The following is a 15,233-nucleotide window of genomic DNA, read 5'->3' as shown; positions in this document are numbered from 1 at the left end:
GGCGGATCCCGGCCAGGCGACGGATCCCGCGCGCCACCCAGCCAGGTCAGGGCCGGAGCCGATCAGGCTGAGACGGGCTCCTCGATCCGCAGGCCGCGCCCGCGGACCTCGTCGGCGACCCGGGTGAGCAGCGTGTCGAGCGCGACCAGCACGGCGGAGAGCTCACCGAGCTGATCCTTGAGCGTGTCCTCGGGCCACGCGGAGACGTCGACGTCCCCCAGAGCACTCACCGCGGCCTGGAGCCGCACCATCTCGTCGTTCGTACGCATGTTCGAAAGGCTATAACACCCCTGCGTCCGACACACCCCAAACTCCGACATCGACCCCGAAGTTACGGTTCAGACACCCTGGCTCCGGTTCGCGCCCACCTCGGCGACCTTCGCCAGCAGCAGCGCCTCGGCGAGGCAGACCCGGGCGAACTCGCCCAGGTGCAGGCTCTCGTTCGGCCCGTGCGCCCGGGCGTGCGGGTCCTCCACACCGGTCACCAGGATCGCCGCCCGCGGGAACATCTCCTGGAAGGTGGCGATGAAGGGGATCGACCCGCCGACGCCGATGTCCACCGGGTCGGTGCCGTCCCAGGCGGTACGGAACGCGGCGCGGGCCGCGTCGAACATCGGGCCCGAGGCGTCGATGACGCACGGGTCACCGTCGTGCTCGAAGGTGACCGTCACCTGGGCGCCCCACGGCGCGTGCTTCTCCAGGTGGGTGCGGAGCGCATCGTACGCGCGCGTCCGGTCGTCGCCCGGCGCCAGCCGCACGCTGAGCTTGGCCTTTGCTGCCGGCACGAGCGCGTTCGGCGCCTCGGCGGTGGCCGGGGCGTCGATGCCGAGGACGGCGAGCGCCGGCTTGGTCCAGAGCCGGTCGGTGATCCGGCCGGTCCCGAAGAGGGCGGCACCCGCGACCAGGCCCGCCTCGGTGCGGAACCGGCCTTCCGGGTAGTCGACGCTGGCGCCCTCCCGGCCGACCAGCCCCTCGACGGCGACGTCACCGGCGTCGTCGTGCAGGGTGGCCAGCACCCGGACCAGCGCGGTCAGCGCGTCCGGCACCGCGCCGCCGAACATGCCGCTGTGCACGGCGTGGTCCAGGGTGCGCACCTCGACGAAGCAGTTGACGATGCCGCGCAGCGAGGTGGTCAGCGCCGGCACGCCGATGTCCCAGTTGGTGGAGTCGGCGATCACGATGACGTCGGAGGCGATCTCCCCGCGGTGCTCGGCGAGCAGCCGCTCCAGCGAGTCGGAGCCGTACTCCTCCTCGCCCTCGATGAAGAGGACCACGCCGACCGGCAGGCGGTCGCCGAATGCGCGCAGCGCGGCGACGTGCGCCATGATGCCGGCCTTGTCGTCGGCGGCGCCCCGGCCGTAGAGGCGGCCGTCCCGCTCCACCGGCTCGAACGGGTCGGACTCCCACAGCGACAGGTCGCCGACGGGCTGCACGTCGTGGTGCGCGTACAGCAGGACGGTGGGAGCGCCGGGCGGCGCCGGCTTCTTCCCGATCACCGCGGGCTGGCCGCCGGAGCGCACCACCTTCGTGTCGAGGCCACAGCCGCGCAGCAGCTCGGCCACCGCATCCGCGGAGCGCTCCACGTGCGAGTGGTCGAAGCCCTCGAAGGCGATGCCGGGGATCCGGACGAGGCGTTCCAGGTCGGCACGGACACCGGGCAGTTCCCGCTCGACGGCGGCCCGTACCTCGGACTCGGACATGATCGGTGTGGTCATGACCGGCATCGTATGCCGGCCTTACCCCGCGGCACCCCCGAGCCCGCCCCGCCCGATCCGCCGCTCCCCGCCGCCGGCCAGGATCCGCGCAGCAGCCCGGTCAGGGCCGGCGGACGTAGTAGCGGGTGGGGTCGTGCGGGAAGGTGGGCGAACCATCCACCACCAGGTCGGCCGCCGCCTCGATGCCGTCGGCGGCGAAGTGCGCGCGCTCGCCGGCGTGCCAGCGACGCAGCTCGGGCAGGATCTCCGGCCCGTCCCGGTCGAGCGCGCGGGACAGCCGCAACGGCCCCGGCGCGGTGACGAAGACCGACAGGGTCAGCTCGGGACGGACAGCCGCCCGCGCCGCGCTCACCCCCTCGACCACCAGCACCGGACCGACCGGCACCGGCACTTGCTGGGGCAGGAAGCAGCGCCGCACCCAGCTGTACCGCCGGTACGCCCCGGGCCGCCCGGCCCGCAGCGGCGCGAGCACCCACTCCTCCAGCCGCGGCCAGAAGGTGAGCTGGTCGTCCCAGCCGTCCAGCAGGTCGTCGGTACGCACCACCGGTGGTCGCCCGCCGCCGGGCAGCGCGGCGAGGGCGTCCGCGAGCCGCGTCGCGAAGACGCTCTTCCCCGCGCCGCTCGGCCCGTCGACGGCCACCATCCGGGTACGCCCCAACCGCGGCGGCCCGGCGAGCACCCGCTGGGCCAGCTCGGCGTACGCCTCGACCACTGCCACCGTCACCCGCCCGACGCTAGCGCCCACCACCGTCGCCGACCGCCGCCCCCCGCCTACCTGCTGCCTCCCACCGTCGTTGTCCGCACTCCTTGTCCTCGCAGGATCTCCTCGGCCGTCGGCGTCTTCCGGGTGGCCGGTGGTCCCCCGTCCGCTGGATCCTGCGGGCCGGCAGGGCCGTTCACCGGGCGGACCGGCGACGCCCCCGGCATCATCGGGAGGTGCTGCATGACGTGATGAGTCCGGGCGTCGACGCCCTGCTGGAACAGGCCCGGGCCGGGCTGGGCCGGCTCACCCCGCACGAGACCGTCCAGGCGGTCCGCGCGGGCGCGCTGCTGGTCGACACGCGTACCGAAATGCAGCGCCGCGAGCAGGGCGAGCTGCCCGGCGCGATCGTGATCGACCGGACGGTGCTGGAGTGGCGCCTCGACCCGGCGAGCGTCTGGCGGGTCCCCGAGGCCACCGGGTACGACCGGGAGATCGTGGTGGTGTGCCGCGAGGGCTACAGCTCCAGCCTCGCCGCGGCCGGTCTCCAGGCACTCGGGCTGCGCCGGGCCACGGACATGATCGGCGGCGTACAGGCCTGGCGGGAGGCGGGACTGCCGATGTCCGACCGCCTCGCCGACGTCCGCTACTGACCGTTCACCGCGCCCTCCGCCCGGCCGCCCCGGGCGACGTGATCGACGTCGGCCGGCGACGTCTCGCCGACCTGCGCGGATGCCCGCCTCGCAAGGCAGGCCGACCGGGGCCGCCGGAGCAAGGGGGTCAGGCGGGTGGGGCGCCGGGTGGGATGAAAGGGAGGCTGGCGGGCGGGCCGGACTCGATCAGCCGCCAGAGGGCGGCGGTGTCCAGGTGTTCCTCGACGAGGTCGCCGAGCAGGTCCAGGGTCCGCTCCCGGGCGGCGGCGAACGCGGTGTCCGGGGCGACCCGGAAACCGGTCCGCCCGGCGAGCCGGGCCACCTCGGTGAGGAAGCGGCGGCGGAACCCGTCGGACTCGAAGGCCCCGTGCCAGTGGGTGCCGTGCACCGCGCCGAGCAACGCGCCCTCGGCGCTGCCGTCGGTATGGCGGAGCAGCGGGGGCAGGGCCGGGTCGGCGGCGGAGACGTACCCGTGGTGGATCTCGTAGCCGCGGACCGGGACGTCGCCGACGGTGCCGGTGGACTGGCGGACGGTCTTGCGCGGGTCGAAGGTGATCTCGATGGGCAGCAGGCCCAGCCCGGGGACGCTGCCGCGGCGGCTCTCCACCGGGTCGTGGATGGCCTGGGCGAGCATCTGGAAACCGCCGCAGATCCCCAGCAGCGGCTTGCCGGCGGCGGTGTGCGTCAGCACGGCGTCGGCCAGCCCGGTCTCGCGCAGCCAGGCCAGGTCGGCCACGGTGGACTTGGAGCCGGGGAGCACGACCAGGTCGGCGGCGGCCAGCTCGGCGGGTTCGACGGTCAGCCGGACCCGGACGCCGGGCTCGGTGGCGAGCGCCTCGACGTCGGTGGCGTTGCTGATCCGGGGCAGCCGGACCACGGCGACGTCCAGCCAGTCGGTGCCGTGCGGGGCGCCCGGCCGACCGAGCACCCGGCCGTAGGCGAGCGAGTCCTCGGCGTCCAGCCAGAGGTCCAGCTCCCAGGGGAGCACCCCGTAGGTGGGTCGGCCGGTGGCCCGGGTCAGCATGTCCAGCCCGGGCTGGAGCAGCCCGAGGTCGCCGCGGAACTTGTTGATCACGAAGCCGGCGATCAGCGCCTGGTCGGCCGGGTCGAGCAGGGCGACCGTGCCGAACATCGAGGCGAAGACGCCGCCGCGGTCGATATCGCCGACCACGATCGCGGGCAGTCCGGCGTGCCGGGCCAGCCCCATGTTGACGTAGTCGCCGGCCCGCAGGTTGATCTCCGCCGGGCTGCCGGCCCCCTCGCAGATCACCACGTCGTACGCCTCCCGCAACTCGGCGAGCGCGGCGAAGGCGGTCCCGGCGAGCCGGGGACGCAGTTCGCGGTAGTTGCCGGCGGTGACCGTGTCGACGGCCTCGCCGAGCAGCACCACCTGGCTGGCGTGGTCGCTACCCGGCTTGAGCAGCACCGGGTTGAAGCGCAGGTCCGGGGGGAGACCGCAGGCGGCCGCCTGCATCGCCTGCGCACGGCCGATCTCGCCGCCGCGCCCGTCCGCGCCCACCACGACCGCCGAGTTGTTGGACATGTTCTGCGCCTTGAACGGCGCGACCTTCACGCCCTGCCGGTGCAGCCACCGGCAGATGCCGGCGGTGAGCACGCTCTTCCCGGCGTCCGAGGTGGTCCCGGCGACCAGCAGCCCACCGCTCACCGCCCCCTCCTCAGCCGGTTGCCCGAGCCGACCGCGGCGCGGGACGCGACCCGGGCGGCCAGGACGCCAGGGACGCCGCGCAGCGCGGACCGCCCCACCGCGCCGACCAGGCGCCCCACCGTGAGCGGATACGCCGCCGCGATCCCCAGGGCGGCCAGCCCGACCGCGCCGGAGATTCGGGCGGCCCGTTTGAGGTGCCGCGCCTCGGGGCGCGGGCCGTCGCCGAGGAACGGCCGCACCTCGGATCGTCCGAAGTAGACGTTGCGCCCGCCCAGCCGGACGCCGAGCGCGCCGGCCATCGCCGCCTCGCACTGGCCGGCGTTCGGGCTCGGGTGGTCGTTGCGGTCCCGACGCCAGACCTGCCAGGCCCGGCCACGGTCGCCGTGCGCGGTCGGCGCGACGGCGATGGTGAGCAGCCCGGTCAGCCGGGCGGGCACCAGGTTGAGCAGGTCGTCCAGGCGGGCGGCCGGGGTGCCGAACCGGGCGTAGCGGGGCGAGCGGTGCCCCACCATGGCGTCGAGCGTGTTCGCCGCGCGGTAGCCGAGCAGGCCGGGCAGCCCGGCGACCGCGCCCCAGACCAGCGGCGCGACGACCGCGTCGGAGGTGTTCTCGGCGACCGACTCGACGGTGGCCCGGGCCAGTTCCGGCTCGTCCAGCGCGGACGGGTCCCGACCGCAGAGGTGGCCGAGCCGGCGGCGGGCGGCGGGCAGGTCGCCCCGGCGCAGCGCCCGGCCCATCACCCGCGACTCGTGCCGCAGCGTGCGACCGCCCAGGACGGTCCAGGTGCCGGCGGCCACCAGCGCCGCCCGCGCCACCGGGTGCTGCCGGGTGGCCAGCGTGGCGGCTACCCCGAGCAGCATCGGGGCGCCCACGGCCAGGGTGGTGAAGGCCACCCCGACCGCCCGGTCCGGCCGGTAGATCCGCTGCTCCAGCGCGCCGGCCGCCCGACCGAAGCCGGCCACCGGGTGCCAGCGGCGGGGGTCACCGAGGAGCGAGTCCAGGGCGTCACCCACCACCAGTCCTGCCGCGTTCGCCGTCGCGGTCGCCTGCCGCACCCGTCACCACCTCCGGCCGGCCAGCCTAGCCGCACGGCGGGGTGACCACTGTCGCGTCGCCACCCCGCTCCCCCGTGCACGACTCCAGGGCTCAGGCGGGCACCGGCGTCCGCCCCCGACCCCGCCGGCCCCGACCGGTCGGGGTGACGCCGGTGGCGCTGTCGTCCACGACCGGGTCGAGCTCGCCGGGGTCCCGGCGTCACCGGGCTCGGCGGCCAGCTCGTCACCTTCCTCGTCGTCTGCACCGGCGCCGTCGGCCCGTTCGTCGAAGGGGTCGCTCTCCGCACCGAACTCACCGCTGGACGGACCGTCCAGGTCGAGGTCCGGCAGGCCGTGCCCGGCGCTCCGGGCGGCGAACTCGGGCAGCTCGAACTCGTCGTCGAACGGCCGGTCGTCGGGCGAGGCGGGCGCCTGCGTCGACGGCACCGGCTCGGTGGCCTCACCGTGCACCCGGCGCTCCCCCTCCGCGTCCTCGACGCTGCTGGTGGTCACGCTGGGCCGGTTGCGCAGGAACCGGCCCCGACCGCGGGACAGGTCGTGCCCGACCGCGACGGCCTCCAGCTCGTAGAGGGTGCGGTGGTTGCCGGCGTCGTCGGTCCAGTCGCGGGTGTAGAGACGGCCGGCGACGACCACCGGGTCGCCGACCATCACCGAGGCGGCCACCCCCTCGGCCAGCTTCCGCCAGCAGTTGACTCGGACCCGCAGGCTGTTCCCGTCGACCCAGCGACCGCTGTCCCGGTCGAGGCGGCGGGCGGTCGAGGCGACCTTGAAGTTGGCCACCAGGGTGTTGCTCTGGGTGGTGCGGCGCCACTCGGGCGCGGTCAGCACGTTGCCGACGATGGTGACGTACGTATCGAACATCGTCCCTCCAGGGGAGATTCGGGCTTGCCGTGGCGAGTCGACTCGACACCAAGCCTCGGCCCCCGGACGGGCCGCCGACACCCCACCGGTGCGGGCTGTGGACGACGCGGCCGGCTGTGGACAACGACCTGATCAAGGCCCGGCCTGCTAGGGCCGACCGGCCCTGGGGCTTCCACCTGGGCCGCAGCATGATCCGAATTGCCGGCGCCCCGCCGCGGCGGGGCGGTTCCGGAACGGCGCCGACTGGGTATGGATTTGATCAACCGAGAGAAGGGCCAGCGAGATGATCCACTGCTCACTCCGTACGACCGGTTCCGCCCGCGCCGAGGGTGAGGTCCGGCGATGAGCGCCGTGGCGAACCCCGCGACCGTCGCCGAGTGCCTGCGCGTCGGCGCCGGGTTCTCCCAGGGCGACCGGACCTGGATCGCGGAGCAGTTCGCGACCCTGGACGCCCGGCTGGCCGGGTTCCACGCCGACGCCACCGAACTGGAGGTGTCGGTCAAGGACCGGGAGGCCCGGGGACAGAAGGTGACCCTGGAGTGCTGGGTCGCGGGCCGGCAGAAGATCGTCACCACCTCCGGCGAGGAGGACCTGCACGCCGCGCTCAACGACGTCCGCGACGACCTGCGCCGGCGGCTCAACGACGCCAAGACCCGGCAGGAGCCGCGCCACAACAAGCACCTGCGGGACAACGGCCAGCCCGACGCCGACGCCGCGCGGGCCGAGGAGCGGGACGAACTGCCCGCCGCGGAGCCGGCCCGGGCCGACGCGGAGACCGTCTGAGGGACCCCGCCCCGTCCGCGTGAGGCGAACGGACGGGGCGGGGGCTACCGCCGGGTAGCGTCGCGGCGTACCGTCGCGGTCGTGGAACCCGACGTGCTGGGACCGCCGTACGAGCGGCAGACGATCGACCTGGGCTCCGACGCCGAGGGACCGGTCGTCGCGACCCTGGTCCGCCGGCGGGCCGAGCGCCCGACCGGGCGGGCGGTGCTCTACGTGCACGGCTTCGTCGACTACTTCTTCCAGACCCACGTCGCCGACTTCTTCGCCGAGCGTGGCTGGGACTTCTACGCCCTGGATCTGCGGAAGTACGGCCGCAGCCTGCTGCCGCACCAGACCCCGAACTTCTGCCACGACCTGAGCGAGTACTTCCCGGAGCTGGACGCCGCCGCGAAGATCATCCGCGAGGACGACGGGCACGACACCCTGCTCGCCATGGGCCACTCCACCGGCGGCCTGATCATCTCGCTCTGGGCGGACGCCCGCCGCGAGGCCCGTCTGGTCGACGGACTCTTCCTGAACAGCCCGTTCTTCGACATCAACGCGCCCTGGCTCGTCCGTCGACCCCTCGCGGCCGCCGTGTCCCGGCTGGGCCGCAGGGCGCCGCACCGCATCCTCCCCTTCGGGCTCGGCACCGTGTACGGCGAGAGCCTGCACGCCGACCACCGCGGCGAGTGGCGCTACGACCTGGCCTGGAAGCCGCTCGCGGGGTTCCCCGTCCGGGCCGGCTGGATCAACGCCATCCGCAGCGCCCAGCGGCAGCTCCGCGCCGGGCTGGACATCCCGGTGCCGGTGCTGCTGGCCTGCTCGACCCGAAGCTTCCGGGGCACGAAGTGGCACGAGTCGGCCACCCTCGCCGACGCCGTGCTCGACGTGGAGCACATGGTCCGCTGGGCGCCCCGGCTCGGCCGGCACGTCACCCTCGCCCGCTTCGACGGCGGGCTGCACGACCTGACGCTCTCCAGCCCCGCCGTACGGGAAAAGGTCTTCACCGAGGCCGGGCGGTGGGCGGAAGCTTTCCTCGCCGCCGGCCCCACCGAGCCGGAGCCGGACGGCCTGCCGGCGGCCCGGCGGCCGATCGACGACCGGGCCGGGACGACCGCCGACGGCTGACTCAGGCGTTCGGCGACAGCGCCGCGAGCGCCGCCCGGATCCGGTCGAAGGTCGCGATCCGGTGACTGCCACCCTCGCCGGGCAGCACCAGACCCAGACAGTGCACCATCAGGACGTCGCCGGCGGTGGTCTCGACGCCGAAGACCGGCGCGCCGACGTAGCCGGCGGGCAGCTCGGTGGTGACGCGGATGTCGTCACCGTCGCGGACCAGCCGCTCGATCACCGCCTCCAACGGCCGTGAGCCGTCCTCGGCGACGCCGAGCGCGAGCACGAACGCCGACGCGGGGGCCGCGCCGACCCGGGCGACGGTGTCCGCCGGCGCGGCCACCCGGTCGGTAACCTGCTGCGTCCGCCACCGCCACCCCCGACCCTCGGCGTGCTCGTGCAGGCCCTCGGCGAGCATTGCGGCGGCCCCGACCCCCGGCAGGTGGACCCACCGCGCGGCGAAGTCCGGCAGCAGGATCCCGTCGGACGCCGCGCCCGGCGGCTCGGTCACGCTCGGCCGCAGACCGATCTCCCCGTACGGCGTGCGGGTGATCGTGTCCGCGGTCAGCAGGAACTCACGCACCAACTGCCCGCCGTCGGCCGCCCCGATCAGCTCGGTGAAGAAGAAAGCCGTCCCGAAGCCCCGGGCGGTGCCCCCCGGCCGGTCGAGCTGACCGACGGGCAGGATGGCGCGGCCGAGGAGCTTGCAGAGCTCGGAGGCGATCTCGTTCTCGGTTTCCGGGTCCAGCAGCACGACGCCGAGCGTACGGATCGCCGGTACCGCCCGTCTGCCGACCCGGGTAACCCGGGTGCCACCGAGGGGTGGGCCGTGCGACCCTGATCGGCGACGTGGCCGCGACCACCCGTTCCCCCGCGCACCCGGGAGGCGGCGGTACCCTCGTGGCGCGACACCCACTACGCGCGCCCGTAGCTCAGCGGATAGAGCAGGGGACTTCTAATCCTCAGGCCGCAGGTTCGAATCCTGCCGGGCGCACCACCGCCACCGCAGCTCGGCGGCTTCCCGCTCCCGGTTCGGACGATCACCACGGCTCCTGTACAGCCATTCGTACAGCCCAGTCATCCGCTTAGGGTCTCGCGGCAGCGTTCCGACCTTGGGGGGAAGACCAGGCCGTGATCCTGCCACCGCTCCTCCGCCGCAAGTCGGTCCGCAGCTTGCTGCCGGCGGTGAATCTGGAAGAGTGCGAAGGCCGCGGGCGGATCGCCTCGCCGGGCACCACAAGGGCCACCAGCATCCCCGACGAGGAGTGCATGTCGGGTTCCATGCGATCTACGTGCAAGAAGAGGTGGCGCACGTCAAGGCCGCAGCGCGCGCAGGAACGCCGTGGCCATCGTGCGGCGCGTCGGCGTCTCGGCCGCCGTCAGGAAGGTCATGTGCGCGTCGAGGCGATCGCGCTCCTCGTCGGTCAGCGCCGCAGCGATCGCCTCGCCATACGTCGGCACCAAGGGGTTGGGCGCCACGCGCTTGAGCGTCTCCCAGTCGGTGATCGGCTCGGCCGGCACGTCGAGCTGGGCGCGGTAGTCCAACTCCACCGCCTCGAAACCCGCCGCCGCTGCCCAGGCGATCAGGTCTCGCTCGTCGAAGTCGACCATCGGGCGCTCGGCCTCCTCGGTGTGGCCCCGGTACACGTCGCGGACCTTGGCCAGCAGGTCGTCAACCGGCGAGCTGCCCAAGCCGAACAGGTCGTCGGGACGGTGCTGCAGCGGGAAACGGTTGATGGGCTCAAAGAGGGAAAGCCGTCCGCCGGGCCGTAGCACGCGGGAGAACTGGGCGAACGCGGTGGCCTTGCGGTCGGAGTAGATGAGCACCGACCGGGTGGTGACGATGTCGACGGAGGCGTCCGCGATGCCGGCAAGGTCCTCGGCCGACGCCTGCACGAAGCTGCACCGCTTATCGCCGCCGGCGGTGCGCCGGCAGTGGTCAAGCAGGTGCTGCGACACGTCGCTGAAGATGACGCGCCCATCTGGGCCAAGGCGTTCGAGCGCACCGAAACCGATCAGCCCAGTTCCACAGCCCACGTCGAGGAGCACGTCGTCTGGCTTCAGGCCGGCTCGGTCGAGGACACCGTCGCGGAAGAACTCCAAACCGGAGGTTTGCCGGGCGCGCAGGTCCTTGCTGTCGCCGTCCCGGCGAGTCAGCAGCCACTGTGTCCACTTGTCCGTCGTCATCGGACCACCGTACTTTTTCACTCCACCCTGACCCCAACGGACCGCCATCGGCCGCCATCGCTGGAACGCTGGCCGTGATTCGGCGACCAGGGTGCAGCGACATGACCAGCCATCCGTAATCTTCTTCTGATCCCAAGGCCGCAGACGGCGCCCCCGCTAACCGTGCCACTGCTCGGCGAGCAGTCCATAGATCACGCTGTCCGTCCACTCGCCTTTCGCCCAGTGGTCCTGGCGCAGGTGCGCTTCCCTGACCATGCCCACCCGTTCGCACAGGCGCGCCGATGCCTCGTTCCGGGCGTCGACCTGTGCGAACACGCGGTGCATGCCGCAGTGCTCGAAGGCCACGCCGATGAGCGCGCGAACCGCTTCGGTGGCGAAGCCGCGGCCCGACACCGACGGATGGAAGGCCCAGCCCATTTCTCCGCGGGACAGCGTCTCGTCGGCCGGCCACAGGACGACATCGCCGACGACATCGCCCTCGTGCTCCACCACCAGCGACACGCGGGACTCGATCCCGGTGATGCCCGAGCTGTGGATGCGCTTGGCGACCATCTGGGCCGCGAACTCGCGCGACCACGGCTCCCACGGGATGTAGCGGGCGACGAGTGGGTCGCCGTAGTAGGCGAGCAGGGCATCCACGTCGTCGACCCGGTGCCGGCGAAGGAGCAGTCGTTCGGTGCGGATCGGCAGTGCCAACTCAGACATGCCCCCCAGTATCAGCACCTGGTCGTCGTGGAGGTGCAGGAGCCGTTCGCGGGTCGCCATACAGCGGATTCTGGCAGTCGGATCAAGCGGTTTCTCCGGGCCGGACCGCCCGCGGCCGGGGCGGTTCCGTCCGCCGGTGCGACTAGTCTCCGGCCATGGTGACGGAGCTGGATCTTCGGCTGGACGACGGCCGCACGCTGCACGCGTACGACACCGGCGGAGCGGACCGCCTCGCCGTCTTCTGGCACCACGGCACCCCGAATATCGGCGCGCCGCCCGCGCCCCTGTTCGCGGCGGCCGACCGGCTCGGCCTCCGCTGGGTCTCCCACGACCGTCCCGGGTACGGCGGCTCCACGCCCCGGGCCGGCCGCGACATCGCCTCGGCCGCCGGCGACGTGGCGGCGGTCGCCGACGCGCTGGGCATCGACCGGTTCGCGGTGGCCGGGCACTCCGGTGGTGGTCCGCACGCCCTGGCCTGCGGCGCGCTCCTGCCGGACCGCGTGCTCGCCGTGGTGAGCGGCGCCGGGATGGCCCCGTACGACGCGGCGGGGCTCGACTGGTTCGCCGGCATGGTGCCGTCCGGCGTGGCGTCGCTGCGCGCCGCCGCCGCGGGGCGCGAGGCGAAGGAGAGGTTCGAGACCTCCGGCGCGGAGTACGACCCGGGGTTCACCCCGGCCGACCTGGCCGCCCTCAGCGGCGAGTGGTCCTGGTTCAGCGACGTCGTCGGTCCGGCGACGGAGGCCGGCCCGGGCGGGTTGATCGACGACGACCTGGCGTACGTGTCGCCGTGGGGGTTCGATCCGACGCGGATCGCCCCGCCGGTGCTGCTGCTGCACGGCGGCCGGGACGGGGTCGTGCCGGCGACGCACAGCGAGTGGCTGGCGCGGCACTGTCCGGACGTGCAGCTGCGGCGGTACCCGGAGGACGGGCACATCTCCGTGCTCACTCACGCCGAGGCGGCCCTGGAGTGGCTCCGCGAGCGCGCCACCGGCCGTCGGTAGCAGAGCGGGTGCCCGGGAGGTTGGGGTGAGGCGGCGGCCGCGGGAACCGGCCGCCGCCTCGCCGCGCCGGTGAGGGCGCGGATCGCGTCGCCGTACGGATGACCGGGGGGAGGTCGTCCGGTGGACGTCGCGGTGCCGGCACCGGGCGGAGGGGGTGTGCCGCCCGGTGCCGGGGGTCAGTTGGTCGGCGGGGCGGTCGGCCGGTGACCGCCGGGCGCCTCGGGGCGGTCGGTCTTCGCCTGGGTCGGGCGGGTCTGCGGCCGGCCAATCGGGTGGCTGGGGGTGGCCGTGGGCCGGGCCGCCTTGCCGGGGCCGCCCTTCTCGTTCGCCAGGAGCGTGTCGCAGTACGCGGCCACCCGCTCCTTGGTGCCGGCGGTGGTGGTCAGCACCCGGAACGCCGGGTTCTCCAGCGCCTTGCCCGGGTTGTCACCGACGCCGGCCCGGTAGGCGTGGCAGAGGCCGACCAGGTTCGGCGACGGGGTGCCTTTCGACTCGGCCGGCGAGCCCTTGCCCCGATCCCCCGCGTGGGCGGGCTTGCCGGTGGCGTGCGCCGACGGCTTCGCGGTCGGCGCGGTGAGCGGGTCGGGCAGCGTGCCGGTCGCGGCGGCGAGCGCCACCCCGCCGGTGGCGGCGACGGCGAGCGCGGTGGCGCCGACCTTCAGGGTGAGGAGTTTCGCGAGGGCGGTCTCAAGCATCGAGCAGCTCCATCTGGTGGATGAAAGCGCGGACTTGCCACCCGGCGTGCCTCCGGTGCAGCGGTGTCCCGGGCGGGGGTGCCGGGACGGGAGATGGGCGTACGCGGCGACCCGCGGCCGGGCGGGGGTGACCGGCCGCTGCCGAGGGCCCACGGTGCCACCGCTGAGTGATCAGCCGGCGACGCCGCAGGTCCGCTGGTGGCAGGGACTGCGCATGCATCTCGTGCCTCTCAGCGCCGGGTTCCCGCCAGACGTCACACCGTCACCGTGGGAGGGCCGGGCCGCGACGGACGGCGACGGCGGAGGGACGACGGGGGGAGCGGGCAGCGACGCCACGTCACCTCGTCGCCGCCGGGCACGGGGCCCCGGCCGGCCGGGGTGGGCACGTATGCTGCCCGCGTTTGCACGGCGGCCCTGGGGAGAGTGGCATGCGACGGTGGCGCGGCGTGGCGGCGGTGGCCGCCCTGCTCACGGTGGTGCTGGCCGGGTGTGGCACGCCGGCCGGCACGGACGGCGACCTGACCGACGACTGGCGGCCGGTGGCCCAGGCGCAGCAGTTCACCCCGAAGGCCGGCGACTGCCACCTGATCGCCGAATCGACCAGCTACCTGACCAGCTACCAGCCGGTGGAATGCGGCCAGGCGCACCTGGTGGAGACCATCCACCTCGGCACCTTCAGTGGCGCGCACGCCGAGCGGCCGACCCCGCCGCCGGTCGGCTCCGCCGCGATCCGTCCCGCGTTCGCCGAGTGCGACGCGAAGGTGACGGCGTTCGTCGGCGGCGACTGGCGGGGTGCCCGGCTGGCGGTGCAGGTGGTGCCACCGTCGCCCGGTAGCTGGAGGGGTGGCAGCCGGTGGTACCGCTGCGACCTGTTCGAACTGGACACCGTGGACGGTGGCACCTTCCGAGTACACCCCAACGACCATGCGATCCAGCACAGCGGCAGCCTGCGCGACGCGCTGAAGGGTCCGTCGCCGCTGGCGTTCGGCTGCCTGACCGAGGACCGTTGGGGCAACTTCCAGCAGCTCGGCTGCGCCCAAGCCCACCAGTTCGAGTACGTCGGCGCGTGGACCGCGCCGGACGGCCGGTACGCGGACGCCGACCGGCATCCCGAGACCGTCCACGCCGGATGCCGCACCCTCGTCGCCCGGTACGCCAAGGTCCCGGTCGACCGCATGCTGCCCTACCGCACGGGGACGTCGTACCAGCTGCCGTCGGAGGAGGCGTGGGCGCGCGGTGACCGGGGGGTGCGCTGCTTCTACTGGTCGAGCGGGAAGAAGGTGGCCCGGTCGATCAAGGGCGGCGGGACGAAGGCCCTGCCGGTCCGCTGACCGGCGCGGGGGCCGGCAGCGGGGCCAGCCCGAACGCGACGAACACCGCCCGGTCCTGGAACACCACGTTCCGGCTGATCCGGCCGCAGTCGACGGTGAGGACCTGGAGGGTGTGCGGGACGTACAGGTCCCCGTCGCGGACGTATGCGGCCAGCGCGGGCTGGCCGTTGGCGGCGGTGCGCAGCATCCACCAGTCGGTGCCGCGCATGGCGAAGACCCGGGCTATGAACCGGCCGTAGCGTTCCCGGCCTTCACCTCCGCCGCCGAGTAGGTACCGGCAAGGTCCACACCACGGAAGGACGACCATGACCGACACCGGGACCCTCCACACCCGCGACGACCGGGCGGTACGCGAGGTGCCGCACGCCCTCGTCGCCGCCCGGGCTGCCAACGACGCGAAGGCCTTCGCCGACCACTACGCCGACGACGCGACGGTGGTGCTGCCCGGCGGCGTGTTCCACCAGGGCCGGGCGGAGGTCCGCCGGTACATGACGGCCGCCTTCGCCGGCCCGCTGCGCGGCTCGACCTCCGTCGACGAGCCGGAAAGCGTACGGGTCGTGGACGGCGACACGGCGGTGGTGGTCAGCCGCAGCGGTTTGCTGCTCCCGGGCGGGGAGACGCTGCCGGCCGACCGGCTCCGCCGGGCCACCTGGGTGCTGTCCCGACGGGGCGACGCATGGCGGGTGGCGGGGTGCCACAACTGCCCGGCCTGACCGGGGTTCCGGGCGCCCGCCCGGGCGGGCGGCCGGAAACCGGGTGACGTGACGCGCGCCGTCGTCCACCATC

Annotated in this window: 16 protein-coding genes, 1 tRNA gene and 1 pseudogene; 7 read left to right on the top strand and 11 right to left on the bottom strand. The window is 74.1% G+C overall.

What is annotated here, in order from left to right:
* Positions 1 to 62: 62 nt before the first annotated feature.
* From SLP03_RS18170 to SLP03_RS18160, 3 genes are all read right to left on the bottom strand, one after another.
* The gene (locus tag SLP03_RS18170; RefSeq protein ID WP_319461791.1) at positions 63 to 269 is read right to left on the bottom strand and encodes a hypothetical protein; all 207 of its coding nucleotides are present in this window, start codon (positions 267 to 269) and stop codon (positions 63 to 65) included.
* A 69-nt stretch (positions 270 to 338) separates the two neighbouring features.
* Positions 339 to 1,700 (bottom strand): dipeptidase, encoded by a 1,362-nt coding sequence (locus tag SLP03_RS18165; RefSeq protein WP_319461821.1) that lies wholly within the window; start codon positions 1,698 to 1,700, stop codon positions 339 to 341.
* Positions 1,701 to 1,815: 115 nt separating this feature from the next.
* Positions 1,816 to 2,439 carry a hypothetical protein gene (locus tag SLP03_RS18160; protein ID WP_319461790.1) on the bottom strand — a complete coding sequence of 208 codons (624 nt, stop codon included), beginning with the start codon at positions 2,437 to 2,439 and terminating at the stop codon, positions 1,816 to 1,818.
* A gap of 227 nt (positions 2,440 to 2,666) precedes the next feature.
* Here SLP03_RS18160 and SLP03_RS18155 point away from each other — a divergent pair, with 227 nt between their 5' ends.
* Positions 2,667 to 3,068: a rhodanese-like domain-containing protein gene (locus tag SLP03_RS18155; RefSeq protein WP_319461820.1), complete on the top strand. Its 402-nt coding sequence runs from the start codon at positions 2,667 to 2,669 to the stop codon at positions 3,066 to 3,068.
* A 127-nt stretch (positions 3,069 to 3,195) separates the two neighbouring features.
* On the opposite strand, the gene SLP03_RS18150 is transcribed toward SLP03_RS18155, so the two are convergent.
* The 3 genes and pseudogenes from SLP03_RS18150 to ssb form a co-directional block, all read right to left on the bottom strand.
* The gene (locus tag SLP03_RS18150; protein WP_319461789.1) at positions 3,196 to 4,734 is read right to left on the bottom strand and encodes a cobyric acid synthase; all 1,539 of its coding nucleotides are present in this window, start codon (positions 4,732 to 4,734) and stop codon (positions 3,196 to 3,198) included.
* Positions 4,731 to 5,789 carry a cobalamin biosynthesis protein gene (locus SLP03_RS18145; RefSeq protein ID WP_319461788.1) on the bottom strand — a complete coding sequence of 353 codons (1,059 nt, stop codon included), beginning with the start codon at positions 5,787 to 5,789 and terminating at the stop codon, positions 4,731 to 4,733. The genes SLP03_RS18150 and SLP03_RS18145 overlap by 4 nt, the downstream gene beginning before the upstream one ends.
* Before the next feature lie 91 nt (positions 5,790 to 5,880).
* A pseudogene (ssb, locus tag SLP03_RS18140) lies at positions 5,881 to 6,650 on the bottom strand (single-stranded DNA-binding protein).
* A gap of 342 nt (positions 6,651 to 6,992) precedes the next feature.
* Between ssb and SLP03_RS18135 the strand changes: the two are divergent.
* Both SLP03_RS18135 and SLP03_RS18130 read left to right on the top strand, forming a co-directional pair.
* Positions 6,993 to 7,433: an HPF/RaiA family ribosome-associated protein gene (locus SLP03_RS18135; RefSeq protein ID WP_319461786.1), complete on the top strand. Its 441-nt coding sequence runs from the start codon at positions 6,993 to 6,995 to the stop codon at positions 7,431 to 7,433.
* Positions 7,434 to 7,514: 81 nt separating this feature from the next.
* Positions 7,515 to 8,543, top strand: coding sequence for an alpha/beta hydrolase (locus tag SLP03_RS18130; RefSeq protein ID WP_319461785.1), 1,029 nt, complete (start codon positions 7,515 to 7,517; stop codon positions 8,541 to 8,543).
* 1 nt (position 8,544) lies between these two features.
* Here the strand turns inward: SLP03_RS18130 and SLP03_RS18125 are convergent, their stop codons facing one another.
* Positions 8,545 to 9,282 (bottom strand): hypothetical protein, encoded by a 738-nt coding sequence (locus tag SLP03_RS18125; protein ID WP_319461784.1) that lies wholly within the window; start codon positions 9,280 to 9,282, stop codon positions 8,545 to 8,547.
* A 167-nt stretch (positions 9,283 to 9,449) separates the two neighbouring features.
* Here SLP03_RS18125 and SLP03_RS18120 point away from each other — a divergent pair.
* A tRNA-Arg gene (locus SLP03_RS18120) sits at positions 9,450 to 9,525 on the top strand.
* A gap of 317 nt (positions 9,526 to 9,842) precedes the next feature.
* On the opposite strand, the gene SLP03_RS18115 is transcribed toward SLP03_RS18120, so the two are convergent.
* Entirely contained in the window at positions 9,843 to 10,715 is an 873-nt protein-coding gene (locus SLP03_RS18115) for a class I SAM-dependent methyltransferase (protein ID WP_319461783.1), read from the bottom strand.
* A 156-nt stretch (positions 10,716 to 10,871) separates the two neighbouring features.
* Entirely contained in the window at positions 10,872 to 11,480 is a 609-nt protein-coding gene (locus tag SLP03_RS18110) for a GNAT family protein (protein WP_319461782.1), read from the bottom strand.
* A gap of 95 nt (positions 11,481 to 11,575) precedes the next feature.
* On the opposite strand from SLP03_RS18110, the gene SLP03_RS18105 reads away from it, so the two are divergent.
* Positions 11,576 to 12,421, top strand: a complete 846-nt coding sequence (locus SLP03_RS18105) for an alpha/beta hydrolase (RefSeq protein WP_319461781.1) — start codon at positions 11,576 to 11,578, stop codon at positions 12,419 to 12,421.
* A 176-nt stretch (positions 12,422 to 12,597) separates the two neighbouring features.
* Here the strand turns inward: SLP03_RS18105 and SLP03_RS18100 are convergent, their stop codons facing one another.
* Positions 12,598 to 13,116, bottom strand: coding sequence for a hypothetical protein (locus tag SLP03_RS18100; RefSeq protein ID WP_319461780.1), 519 nt, complete (start codon positions 13,114 to 13,116; stop codon positions 12,598 to 12,600).
* A 428-nt stretch (positions 13,117 to 13,544) separates the two neighbouring features.
* On the opposite strand from SLP03_RS18100, the gene SLP03_RS18095 reads away from it, so the two are divergent.
* On the top strand, positions 13,545 to 14,447 hold the full coding sequence (locus SLP03_RS18095; RefSeq protein WP_319461779.1) for a septum formation family protein: 903 nt from the start codon (positions 13,545 to 13,547) through the stop codon (positions 14,445 to 14,447).
* Here SLP03_RS18095 and SLP03_RS18090 read toward each other — a convergent pair.
* Positions 14,410 to 14,655 (bottom strand): hypothetical protein, encoded by a 246-nt coding sequence (locus tag SLP03_RS18090; protein ID WP_319461778.1) that lies wholly within the window; start codon positions 14,653 to 14,655, stop codon positions 14,410 to 14,412. The two genes, SLP03_RS18095 and SLP03_RS18090, sit on opposite strands and share 38 nt — an antisense overlap.
* Positions 14,656 to 14,752: 97 nt before the next feature.
* On the opposite strand from SLP03_RS18090, the gene SLP03_RS18085 reads away from it, so the two are divergent.
* Positions 14,753 to 15,160, top strand: a complete 408-nt coding sequence (locus SLP03_RS18085) for an SgcJ/EcaC family oxidoreductase (protein ID WP_319461777.1) — start codon at positions 14,753 to 14,755, stop codon at positions 15,158 to 15,160.
* Positions 15,161 to 15,233 lie beyond the last annotated feature (73 nt).

Source organism: Micromonospora sp. RTP1Z1 (assembly GCF_033804685.1).
Lineage (GTDB): Bacteria > Actinomycetota > Actinomycetes > Mycobacteriales > Micromonosporaceae > Micromonospora.
The sequence above is the reverse complement of the archived record's forward strand: the minus strand, read 5'-3'. Positions and strand labels throughout refer to the sequence as shown.

Coding starts and splice junctions, on each gene's coding strand:
- SLP03_RS18170 (WP_319461791.1), bottom strand. CDS start 269: ATGCGTACGAACGACGAGATGGTGCGGCTCCAGGCCGCGGTGAGTGCT.
- SLP03_RS18165 (WP_319461821.1), bottom strand. CDS start 1,700: ATGTCCGAGTCCGAGGTACGGGCCGCCGTCGAGCGGGAACTGCCCGGT.
- SLP03_RS18155 (WP_319461820.1), top strand. CDS start 2,667: ATGAGTCCGGGCGTCGACGCCCTGCTGGAACAGGCCCGGGCCGGGCTG.
- SLP03_RS18135 (WP_319461786.1), top strand. CDS start 6,993: ATGAGCGCCGTGGCGAACCCCGCGACCGTCGCCGAGTGCCTGCGCGTC.
- SLP03_RS18115 (WP_319461783.1), bottom strand. CDS start 10,715: ATGACGACGGACAAGTGGACACAGTGGCTGCTGACTCGCCGGGACGGC.
- SLP03_RS18110 (WP_319461782.1), bottom strand. CDS start 11,480: ATGGCGACCCGCGAACGGCTCCTGCACCTCCACGACGACCAGGTGCTG.
- SLP03_RS18105 (WP_319461781.1), top strand. CDS start 11,576: ATGGTGACGGAGCTGGATCTTCGGCTGGACGACGGCCGCACGCTGCAC.
- SLP03_RS18100 (WP_319461780.1), bottom strand. CDS start 13,116: ATGCTTGAGACCGCCCTCGCGAAACTCCTCACCCTGAAGGTCGGCGCC.
- SLP03_RS18095 (WP_319461779.1), top strand. CDS start 13,545: ATGCGACGGTGGCGCGGCGTGGCGGCGGTGGCCGCCCTGCTCACGGTG.
- SLP03_RS18090 (WP_319461778.1), bottom strand. CDS start 14,655: ATGCGCGGCACCGACTGGTGGATGCTGCGCACCGCCGCCAACGGCCAG.
- SLP03_RS18085 (WP_319461777.1), top strand. CDS start 14,753: ATGACCGACACCGGGACCCTCCACACCCGCGACGACCGGGCGGTACGC.